The sequence below is a fragment of the Micromonospora sp. NPDC005413 genome (genome assembly GCF_040606435.1).
GTDB lineage: Bacteria > Actinomycetota > Actinomycetes > Mycobacteriales > Micromonosporaceae > Micromonospora.
On the sequence record NZ_JBEXEV010000005.1, the window covers coordinates 231,158 to 241,929 of the forward strand.

At 68.1% G+C, this 10,772-nt stretch carries 8 protein-coding genes; 4 read left to right on the plus strand and 4 right to left on the minus strand.

Going from position 1 to position 10,772, the window contains the following annotated elements; translation table 11 throughout:
• Positions 1 to 8: 8 nt before the first annotated feature.
• The 3 genes from ABZS37_RS10070 to ABZS37_RS10080 form a co-directional block, all read right to left on the minus strand.
• Entirely contained in the window at positions 9 to 833 is an 825-nt protein-coding gene (locus ABZS37_RS10070) for a carbohydrate ABC transporter permease (protein ID WP_355167434.1), read from the minus strand.
• Positions 830 to 1,669: a sugar ABC transporter permease gene (locus ABZS37_RS10075; protein WP_355167436.1), complete on the minus strand. Its 840-nt coding sequence runs from the start codon at positions 1,667 to 1,669 to the stop codon at positions 830 to 832. Before ABZS37_RS10075 ends, ABZS37_RS10070 begins: the two co-directional genes overlap by 4 nt.
• 150 nt (positions 1,670 to 1,819) lie before the next feature.
• A complete protein-coding gene (locus ABZS37_RS10080; RefSeq protein ID WP_355167438.1) occupies positions 1,820 to 3,058 on the minus strand; it encodes an extracellular solute-binding protein in 1,239 nt (412 codons plus the stop codon).
• Between the two features lie 299 nt (positions 3,059 to 3,357).
• On the opposite strand from ABZS37_RS10080, the gene ABZS37_RS10085 reads away from it, so the two are divergent.
• A complete protein-coding gene (locus ABZS37_RS10085) occupies positions 3,358 to 5,193 on the plus strand; it encodes an RICIN domain-containing protein (protein WP_355167440.1) in 1,836 nt (611 codons plus the stop codon).
• Positions 5,194 to 5,293: 100 nt separating this feature from the next.
• Positions 5,294 to 6,862 carry an arabinofuranosidase catalytic domain-containing protein gene (locus ABZS37_RS10090; protein WP_355167442.1) on the plus strand — a complete coding sequence of 523 codons (1,569 nt, stop codon included), beginning with the start codon at positions 5,294 to 5,296 and terminating at the stop codon, positions 6,860 to 6,862.
• A 153-nt stretch (positions 6,863 to 7,015) separates the two neighbouring features.
• Here ABZS37_RS10090 and ABZS37_RS10095 read toward each other — a convergent pair whose 3' ends face one another.
• Positions 7,016 to 8,416: a PHB depolymerase family esterase gene (locus tag ABZS37_RS10095; protein ID WP_355167444.1), complete on the minus strand. Its 1,401-nt coding sequence runs from the start codon at positions 8,414 to 8,416 to the stop codon at positions 7,016 to 7,018.
• 276 nt (positions 8,417 to 8,692) lie between these two features.
• Between ABZS37_RS10095 and ABZS37_RS10100 the strand changes: the two genes are divergently transcribed.
• Together ABZS37_RS10100 and ABZS37_RS10105 are read left to right on the plus strand one after the other, a co-directional pair.
• Positions 8,693 to 9,691 carry a PaaX family transcriptional regulator C-terminal domain-containing protein gene (locus ABZS37_RS10100; protein WP_355167446.1) on the plus strand — a complete coding sequence of 333 codons (999 nt, stop codon included), beginning with the start codon at positions 8,693 to 8,695 and terminating at the stop codon, positions 9,689 to 9,691.
• A 449-nt stretch (positions 9,692 to 10,140) separates the two neighbouring features.
• On the plus strand, positions 10,141 to 10,772 hold a 632-nt coding region (locus tag ABZS37_RS10105), incomplete at its 3' end, for an endo-1,4-beta-xylanase (RefSeq protein ID WP_355167448.1).

Here is a 10,772-nt window from a genome sequence, read left to right on the forward strand (position 1 = left end):
GCGGGTGGTCAGTCCTTGACGGCGCCGGCGGTCACGCCCATCGAGACGTACCGCTGGGCCAGGACCAGCAGCACGGCGGCCGGGATGGAGGCGACGACAGCGGTGGCCATGATGGCGTTCCACTGCTGGTTGTTGTTGCCGATGTAGTGGTAGATGCCGATGGTGATCGGCTGGTGGTCGCCCCCGCCGGCGAGGGTCGAGGCGAAGATGAAGTCCGACCAGGACCAGAGGAACGCGAACAGCGACACCGTGACGATCGAGTTGCGGCTGACCGGCAGCACGACCGACCAGAAGGTTCGCAGCCGACCGGCGCCGTCGACCACGGCAGCCTGGATCAGCTCGTCGGGAATTCCCGACATGAAGGCAGTGAAGATCAACACGCCGAACGGCACCGCCAGTGTCGTGTCGGCCAGGATCAGGCCGGGCAGCGTGTTCAGGACGCCGAGGTGGAGATAGATGGCGTAGAAGCCCATCGCCATGATGATCCCCGGGATCATCTGCGCGATCAGCAGCACGAAGCTGAGCGCCGGGCCGCCGGGGGGCCGGAGCTTCGCCAACGCGTATCCGGCGGGGGCGGCCAGCGCCACGGTCAGCGCCACCGTGCCGAGGCCGACCAGGAAGCTGGTGCCGAGGTAGGGCAGTTGTTGGTCGAGCACCGCCCGGTAGCCGTCCAACGTGCCGTTGGTCGGGATCAGGTGCGGGGGACTGGCCCGCATGTCCTGGTCCCGGGTGAACGACACGTTGATCATCCAGTAGACGGGGAAGAGCATCAGCCCGGTCAGCACCAGGCCGATGCCGGTCTTCCACCAGGCCCGAGGCGTTGGAGTGGTCATCGTAGGTGCTGCCTCCGTTCGATCCGGATGTAGACGAGCCCGGCGATCAGGGCCATCACGATGAGCAGGTTGCCGACGGCCGCTCCCGGCCCGAACTCGGGCAGCAGGTTGCCGAAGCCGAGTCGGTACGACCAGGTGGCGAGCGTGGCCGAGGAGCCGGTTGGGCCACCCCTGGTCATGATCCAGATGATGTCGAAGACCTTCAGCGTGTAGATCAACCCCAGCAGCAGCGTGATCGCCGAGACGGGGCGCAACAGCGGGAAGGTGATCGACCAGAACCGTTGCCATCCGGTCGCGCCGTCGAGCGCGGACGCCTCGTACATCTCGGTCGGGATCGCCTGCAGGCCGCTGTACAGCACCACCAGGTTGAACGGGATGCCGATCCAGACGTTCGCGATGATCACCGAGGTGAGTGACCAGCCCGGCGAGGTGAGCCAGTTGACCGGGCCGATGCCGATGGCTGCGAGTGCCGCGTTTACCAGCCCCGAGTCGCTGTTGAGCAGCCACGACCAGGTCGACGCCGAGACGATCAGTGGCAGCAGCCACGGTACGAGGATCAACGCCCGCAGCGTGCGCGACAGCGGGAAGTGCTGGTGGAAGAAGAGCGCCAGGCCCATGCCGATGGTGAACTGGAAGGCGAGTGACGCGGCGGTGAAGACCAGGGTGTGCGTCAGGGTCGGCCCGAAGGCCGGGTCGGTCAGGACCGTCCGGTAGTTGTCGAGGCCAGCGAAGGGCGCACCGCCCTGCACGAACGAGCGGACGGTGTACTCGCGCAGGCTCAACTCGACATTGCGGTAGAGCGGGTAGGCGTAGAAGGCCGCCAGGTAGACGGTCACCGGTGCCAGGAAGCCCCACGCCACCCATCGGCTGGGCCGGCGGACGCGGGACGGGGAAGGACCGGGTGGGGCGGCGACGGCCGCCCCACCCTGGTCTTGTGCGGCGGTGGAGGTCTGTGTCGTCGGGGGCATGGTGTTGGTCGGGCGCGCTTACCTGGTCGTGGCCGCGGCCTGCGCGGCGGTCAGCGCCTCGCGCGGCGACTTTCCGCCGCTGAGGGCTGCCTGCACCGCGGTCCACAGGGATTCAGAGATCTTCGGGTACTTCGTGCCGAGGTTGTCACCGGTGCGGCCCTTCGCTGCCCGGACCGCCTCGACCCAGACCGCGAGCTTGGGGTCCGCAGTCGCCTGCCGATCCTGGACGGCGGCGACGGGTGCGACGTAGGAGAGCGTGGTGTCGGTGGTGAGAAGGTTGTCGGCACTGGTCAGACAGGCGACGAGTTTCTGCGACGTTTCGTACCGGCCGGTGTTCTTCTGCACCGGGATGGAGACGAACTCACCGCCGGTGGGCGCCGGCGCCGGGCCGCCCGCGCTGGCCGGGATCGCGATGGTGCCGTACGAGAAGCCCAGCTTCTCCGCGTTGGCCAGCTGCCAGGTGCCGTTCTCGGCGAACGCGTAGTCGCCGGTGGCGAACTCCTGCCAACTTGTGGTCTGGGTGTTGTTGATGACCGAGTTCGGGGCGTGGCCCTGCTTGAGCCAGTCCGTCCAGAGCGTCAGCGCGGACACCGCCTGCAGCGAGTCCAGACTGGTCAGTTGGGCGCCCGATCCCCAGAACCAGGGCAGGAACTGGAAGCTGCCCTCCTCGGTGCCGATCGCGGAGAAGGTGATGCCCTTCTTTCCCTTGGCCTTGACCTTGGTCAGCGCCGCGGTCAGTGACGTCCAGTCCTTGACGGCGGCGGGATCGACGCCGGCGGCGGTCAGCAGATCCTTGTTGTAGTAGAGCGCGAGGGTGTTCGCCCCGATCGGCACCCCGTACGTCTTTCCCTCGCTCTGGCCAGCGCCGAGCAGGTTCGGCGCCATGGCCGAGACGTCCAGCTTGTTGTCGTCGGTGGTGGTGAGGGCGCCGGCTTCGGCCAGTGTCGAGATGACCGGGTTGTCCACGATCAGCACGTCCGGCGAGTTGCTCTGCTGGGCGGCGAGCAGCGCCTTGTTGGTCAGGTCGGTGGTGTCGTAGCCGGTCCGCTCGACCGTCACCCCCGCGGAGGTGCCGCACTTCTTGAGCAGAGCGACCCACTCGGAGTCATCGGCGAACTGGGGATACGGGTCCCAGACGAGGTAGGCGCCGCCACCGGTGGGACTGTCGGTGGACGACGAGCAGGCACTGCCTGCCGCTGCGGCGAGCGCTATCACGGCGACGGCGGCCAGCTGCCGCCGACGGCTGAGTCCTGTCATGTGGTGCCTCGCTTCAAGTCGATCGTCAGGTGGGAGGTGCGGGTGACCGTCGCGGGCCGGACGCAGTCCGATCATGAGGCGAATCGATTCGACGAACCGGTTCGCACGAAGATAGGTCCGTCCATGGCCGAGGGTCAAGAGATGGTCGGCTGCGCGGAGAGCGGCGCCGGGAAACACTGCCTTCATCGAGTCTTCACTTCATTGACATGGTTCAGTGCCCGGTCCTACGATCCGTGCGAATCGATTCGCAAGCGCAGCCCTCCGGAGAGCGTCCCCCACGCCCCACCAAGGAGCCGCCCGTGAAAACCCCGTCCCGCGGCAGGTCAGGACCAGCCGGCGCGTTCGTCGCCCGACTCGTGGTCGGCCTGCTCGCCGCCGCTGCCGCCGTAACCGTCGTCCCGTCCCCGGCCCAGGCCGCCGACGAGTCGATCAGTGTCAACTTCTCCACGACCACCGGTACGCCGACCTACCGCGCTTCCGGCTGGATCTACGGCATGACCGAGAACGCCAGCGGTCCCGCTGACCACTTCTACCGAGACGTCAAGTTCCAGTACATGCGCGCCGGCGGCGCGCAGCTCCCGGGGAGTGGCTGGGTCGGCGGAACCTACGACCGCCGCTGGAACTCCACCCTTGCCCAGGCGCGACGGACCACCGCACTCGGCGGTCAGTTCATCCTGCTGCCGCACGACCTGTGGGGCGCGGACGGCGCCGGCATCTCCCGCTTCCCCGGCGACAACGGCAACTGGACCGACTACGACAACTTCCTGACCCGCCTCATCAACGACGTCCGGGCGTCCGGACTGTCGGTGCAGTGGGACATCTGGAACGAACCCAACATCACCATCTTCTGGAACCGCCCGATCTCCCAGTACCTCGAACTGTGGCGCCGGACCCACCAGCGCATCCGGGCGGAGTTCCCCAACCAGCTCATCGTCGGGCCGAGCTGTGCCTGCGTACCGTCGACCACGCACACCTTCTGGAACCAGTACCTGGACTTCGTCCGCTCGACCAACACGGTGCCGGACATCATCAGCTGGCACTCGCTGCCGGGTGACCCGGTCGCGAACGTCGCCGCCGCCAACGCCACCCTCGACCCGCGCGGCATCGCCCACCCGCGTCCGTACCAGATCAACGAGTACGGCTCGCCCGAGGAGCAGAACCCGGCCGACGGCGCCTGGTACATCGCGCGTCTGGAGCGGGCTCGGGCGGACGGCCTACGGGCGAACTGGGCCAGCGGCGGCAGCCTGCACAACGACCTCGGCAACCTGCTGATCCGCAACTCTGCCGGACAGCACCAGCCCAAGGGTGAGTGGTGGAACTACCGCTACTACGCCTCCCAGACCGGTCAGATCGCCGCGGTGACCGCCAGCCAGTCGTACGACGCATACGCCACGAAGACGACCGGCACGGCGAAGGTCCTGGTCGGTGGTGGCCGTACCACCGGGAACCTGACCGTCAACCTGCAACGCCTGGACACGACCACCGGCATCGTGCAGAACAACCAGGTCCGTGTCCTCACCCAACGCATCCCGCACAACAACGGCGGCGCCGTGCAGGGGCCGATCACGGTCTCGAACAGCGTGGTGAACGTGTCCAACAACAACGCCACCGTGACCCTGCCGTACACCAACCAGACCGACACCTACACCGTCACCCTGCTGCCCCCCTCGGACGGCAGCTTCCAGTCGGTGGCGGTGGCCCAGCACTCCCAGCAGTGCCTGAACAACGCCGGTCTGAGCACCGCCGACGGCAACATCCAACAGCAGAACTACTGCGACGGCGGTGACCAGCAGCTCTGGAACTTCCGCCCGGTCGCTGGCGTGGCCAACACGTACACCGTGGTCAACCAGCAGAGCGGCAAGTGCCTCGACGTCAGCGGCGTGTCCACCGCGGACGGCGCGGCCGTGCACCAGTGGACCTGCCTCAACGGCCTCAACCAGCAGTTCACCCTCCGCAAGGTGACCTACGGGGGCAACGACTCGCACGACTACCAGCTCGTCGCCCGGCACAGCGGCAAGTGTGTCGACGTCAGCACGATCTCCACGGCCGCTGGCGCCCCGATCCACCAGTGGACGTGCAACGCGACCAGCCAGGGCAGCCCGTTGAACCAGACGTGGCGGGTGCTGGGGCGGTAGGCGTCACCAGGGAACCTGGCGCTGGCCGTTCGCCCGACCGCCCGCACCAGGTTCCCCCTCGCAATCCCATCTATCGACATCACCTTCGAGGAGTCACCTCGTGCGAACTCCGTCCCGCAATGGGCCAGGAATGGCCCGCGATCTCATCCCGAGACGCCACCGTGTCCGACGTCTGACCCTCCTGGCTGGCGCGCTGGTCGGCGTACTCGTCGGCGTCGGCGCCGCATCCGCTACCCCGCCTCCCGCCGCCGAGGCCGCCGCCGCTGCGGCACCGTTGTCGGCGGCTGCCATCGTGCCGGGGCAGAGCGCCCCGATCGTCGGCACGCCATCCGGTCGCTGCCTCGAGGTCCCCAACTCCAGCACCGTCAACGGCACCCAGACGCAACTGTGGGACTGCAACGGCGGCGCCGGCCAGACCTGGACCTGGACCTCGGGCAAGCAGCTCACGGTGCACGGCAACAAGTGCCTGGACGCCTCCGGCCAGGGCACCGCCAACGGCACGCTGGCGATCATCTGGGACTGCAACGGCCAGACCAACCAGCAGTGGAACGTCAACAGCAACGGCACCATCACCGGCGTGCACTCCGGGCTGTGCCTCGACGCCAGCGCCTACGGCACCGCGAACGGCACCAAGATCCACCTGTGGGCGTGCCACGGTGGCACGAACCAGCAGTGGACCTCGCCGACCACCCCGCCGCCGACAGGTACGCGCCCGTGCGACATCTACGCCTCCGGCGGCACTCCGTGCATAGCGGCGCACAGCACGACGCGGGCACTCTATGCGGCGTACACCGGCAACCTCTACCAGGTCCGACGCTCGTCGGACACCACGACCCGCAACATCGGGCTGTCCGGCGCGGGCGGCACCGCCAACGCGGCGACACAAGACTCGTTCTGCTCCGGTACGACCTGTGTGATCACGGTCGTCTTCGACCAGTCCGGGCGGGGGAACGACCTCTGGTACCAGGGGTCGAGCGTGGTTCCCGGCTCACCGCAGAGCAGGCCCTCGGTCGCGACGTCGGAGTCTCTGACCGTGGGAGGCGCGAAGGCGTACTCGCTCTACATCAACCCTGGTAACAGTTACTGGCGGGACGGGCACCTCACCGGAGTGCCGACCGGTGCCGCGCCCGAGGGCATGTACATGGTCACCAGCGGCACCCACGTCAACAACGGCTGCTGCTTCGACTACGGCAACAGCGAGACGACGAGGAAGGCCGACGCCGCCGGAGCGATGGACGCCATCAACTTCGGTACGCAGTGCTGGTTCGGCGGCTGCTCCGGCTCCGGCCCCTGGGTGCAGGCGGACCTTGAGTGGGGCCTCTTCCCCGGCGGCAGCCAGACCTGGAACCCGAACCAGCGCTCCTTCACCAGCAAGTTCGTGACCGCGACGCTGAAGAACAACGGCACGAGCCGCTTCGCCATCAAGGGCAGCAACGCCCAGTCGGGCAGCCTCTACACGCTGTGGGACGGCTCGCTTCCGCCGGGATACAGCCCGATGAAGAAGCAGGGCGCGATCATCCTGGGCAGTGGCGGTGACTGCTGCAAGCCCGACGGTGGCGCGAACCTGAGCGCCGGCACCTTCTACGAGGGGGCCATGGTCGCCGGCTATCCGTCCGACGCGGTCGAGAACGCGGTGCAGGCCAACGTGGTGACCGCCGGCTACCGCTGACCCTGGCAACAGTGGCTGAACACCTCGTACGCCGGCCACCATCCTGTGGTGGCCGGCGCACGCCCTCGTCGACGCCGGCCTGGACGGGCCGACAGGTGCCGGCACTCCGGGGAGGTGCGGGGAGCGTGGCCATCCCCGGAGTACCGCTCGGTGTCAGGCCACCGAGCAGGACGCGCCGTTGAGGGTGAACGAGCTCGGCTTGGCCGTGTTACCGGAATGCGTGGCCTGGAAGCCGATGGTCACCGATCCTCTGGCGGGGATCCCGGCGTTGTAGGCGACGTTCCTGGCCGTCACCTGCCCGGAGTTCGGAGAGTAGGAGGCGTTCCAGCCCGAGGTGATGGTCTGGCCCGAGGGCAGGGTGAAGACCAGGGACCAGCCGTTGATGGCAGCGGTGCCGTTGTTGGTGACGGTGATGTTCTCGGTCAGGCCGGTGTTCCAGGCGTTGACGGCGATGGTCACGCCGCAGGTGCCGGAACCTGGCGGCGGGGTGGTCGGGTTGGGCGGCGGAGTCGTCGGGTTGGGCGGCGGGGTGGTCGGGCTGGGCGGCGGCGTCGTCGGGTTGGGCGGCGGGGTGGTCGGGTTGGGTGGCGGCGTCGTCGGGTTGGGCGGCGGCGTCGTCGGGTTGGACAGGCCGAAGAACTGGATGGCGGACGCGGCCATGCCGCTGCCGGGCAGGCTGTGCCCGGCGCCCTGGATGCTGTACGCCTCGACCTGAACGGTGCCGCTGGTGTCGGCGTACCTGCGCCGGTTCCAATTTGCCTGGGGAGTGTCGGTGGAGGTGGGTGTCTGGCTCAGCCCGAACACGTTGGTCCACTGCTCGATCGACTCCTGCAACAGCGAGTACGGCACGAGCGTGTCGTTGGTGCCGTGCCACAACTGCACCCGCGGGCGAGGGCCGGAGTAACCGGGATTCACCTGGCGCACCGCGTCGCCCCACTGCTGTGGGGTGCGGTTCATGTTCCCACCGGTGCATTGGCTGCTTGTGGGTGGGAAGTCCGCCGCGCCGGCGAAGCAGTTGTAGGGCACCCCCATGAAGGCCGCACCGGCCTTGAACAGGTCGGGATAGAGCGCGAGCATGTGATTGGTCATCATGCCGCCGGAGGAACTGCCGGTGGCGTAGACCCGGTCGGGGTCGGCGGCGTACTGCCGTTGAACGTGTTGGACCATGGAGACGATCGACACGGGGTCGCTGCCGCCACCACGGCGCTTGGCGGCGTCCGACCAGACGTCGAAGCAGTTGCCGAACCCGGCCTGCTGGGTCGCGGACGGGTAGATCACGATGAATCCGTACCGGTCGGCCAGGCTGGCGAACTCGCTACCGGAGTAGAAGCCGGGGCCCGACCCGCCGCAACCGTGCATGGCCACCACGGTCGCCGGCCTGGCCGGGCGGTTGTCCGGCACGTAGACGTGCATCCGCATCCGGCCCGGGTTGTCGCCGAAGCTGGTCACCTCGGTCAGCGACGCCGCGTACGCGGGTTGGAACGCGGGGACCACCAGGCCGGCCGCCACCAGCGACGCGGCCAGGGCGAGCAGCAGTTTCCTTCTGATTCTCAACGGACGACTCCTTCGATTACCTGTGCAGGTGGGGTTGGCCGCGCGATCCGGCCGCGGGTGCGCCCGACTCCCGCTGTGACCGCGCCATGCCCGCTACCTGTGGCTCGCCCTGCCCGGCTCCGGAAGGCATCACGTAGCAGTTAGTGTTCCCTCCGCCCCGACAAGTGTCAATCGACGTCACTCTATTGGCTGTCGGTGTCGCCTGCCGCGCCGAGACCCGCTCGTCGGCGGTCCGTCTACAGTCGTCACACCGTCCCTGAAGAGCACGGAGCGCTTGTGGCAAGCCCGTTCGACATCGACGAGATATATCCGGACGACGGAGACCACCCACTCCGGCTGCCCCGGCGGCAGATCGGCAACTCGCCCCAGGGCGTCGCGGTGACCCTGCTGGCGGACTACACCCTGCGGACCCGTGCCGCCCTCCCGTCCGCCGCCATCGTCGCCCTGCTGGCGGAGACCGGGGTGACGACGGCCGGCGCGCGTACCGCGATCAGCCGGCTGGCCCGCCGTGGCGTACTGGAGGGCAGCCGACTGGGACGGCGCAGTTCCTACCGGCTCAGCCGCGCCGCCGCCGCCAACCTCTCCGCCGGGGGCAACTGGATCCTCGTCTCCACCACCTCGACGGCGCGGTGGGACGGGTGCTGGACGGTCGTCGCCTTCTCGCTGCCCCAGGATCGCAGTACGCAGCGACGAGCCCTGCGCGCTCAGCTCCGGTGGCTCGGATACGCGCCGTTGTACGACGGGCTGTGGATCTCGCCGCACGAACTGACCCCTCCGGCTCGGGCGCAGCTCGACCAGCTCACCCTCGGTGCCGTCACCGTGTTTCGCGGACGGCAGACCCCGATCGACTCGACCAGCCACCGTGCCCCGATCGAGGCCTGGGACATCGAGGCGATCAGCCGCAGCTACGAGGCATTCCTCCGGCGTTGGACACCGCTGTTGCCCCGGGTGGTGTCCGGACACGTCGACGGAGCAGCCGCGGTGCGGGCTCGTACCGAGATCATGGACACCTTCCGGCGCTTTCCCGTCCTCGATCCTCAGTTGCCCGTGGAACTCCTCCCGGAGGGATGGCTCAGACGGCCGGCACGGGAGTTGTTCGAGGCCGTCTACGACGGCCTCGCCGCACCCGCCGAACGACACGTCCGGGCGGTCGTCGCGCGGTTCACCGACGGCGCGGAGCCCGGCATCCAGGCCCACACCACGGCCGAGATCATCGCCGGGGTGAGCGCCGACGCGAGCCGGGCGAAACCCGCTGAGGGCAGGTCGGCCGGTTGACGGCCGCGCGCTCCCGCCCGCCGGCGCGACCGTCCTCGGCGATCGACTGTGAGCGATAACAGGACCATCGTCATGTGCACCCTCGGTTGTCGAGGCGCCGGGCTCGTCCGCTGGTAGCGCGGCGGGGTGGAGGCATGTGGTGGGCGAGGCCCGTCCCGGGTGAAACGACGCGTTCCGGTGGACTCACGTGAACGGTTCGTTACGTCTTGACGAACGACATGTTATCGCTCACTCTCGATGTGCAGGACGACGGCAGACGGCTCACCGGGCGAGCCCCGCAGGTCGTCGTACCTCGGATCACGACGTCCCCCAGGGCATGCGGACGTCACCTCAGGGCTCTCGACAGTTGCTGGCGACAGCCTGTCGGACTGCGCGCGCCGTCCCGGACGGTTTGTCCTGAGCGAAGTGGCACATCACCACCACCGATGCAACCACTGAGAAGGGCCGACATGAAACCCAGAAAAGCTCTACTAGCGACGGTGACTCTCGCCGTCGCCCTCACCGCGGGTATGACGATGGCGCTCGCACCCATGGCCAGTGCCGGGACGACCCTGAGAGCGTCGGCGGCCGAGAAGGGTCGTTACTTTGGCGCTGCTGTCGCGACGAACAAGCTTTCCGACAGTACGTATGTGACTGTTCTGAACCGTGAGTTCAACAGTGTCGTGGCTGAGAACGAGATGAAGTGGGATGCCACTGAGCCGCAGCAGGGTCGCTTCAGCTACACGGGGGGCGATCGTCTGGTGAGTCACGCGCGGGCCAATGGGATGAGTGTGCGGGGTCATGCTCTGTTGTGGCACGCGCAGCAGCCGGGTTGGGCGCAGGGCATGTCGGGTAGTGCGTTGCGTAATGCGGCGATCAATCATGTGACGCAGGTGGCCACCCATTTTCGGGGTCAGGTCTATGCCTGGGATGTGGTGAATGAGGCGTTCGCTGACGGGGGTGGTGGTGGGCGGCGTGATTCGAATCTGCAGCGCACCGGTAATGACTGGATCGAGGCGGCGTTCCGGGCGGCGCGGGCGGCTGATCCGGGTGCGAAGTTGTGTTACAACGACTACAACACCGACGGGGTCAACGCGAAGTC

Bases quoted from the DNA above. Each gene is read 5' to 3' on its own strand.
- ABZS37_RS10070 (WP_355167434.1), bottom strand. From the start codon at position 833: ATGACCACTCCAACGCCTCGGGCCTGGTGGAAGACCGGCATCGGCCTG.
- ABZS37_RS10080 (WP_355167438.1), bottom strand. From the start codon at position 3,058: ATGACAGGACTCAGCCGTCGGCGGCAGCTGGCCGCCGTCGCCGTGATA.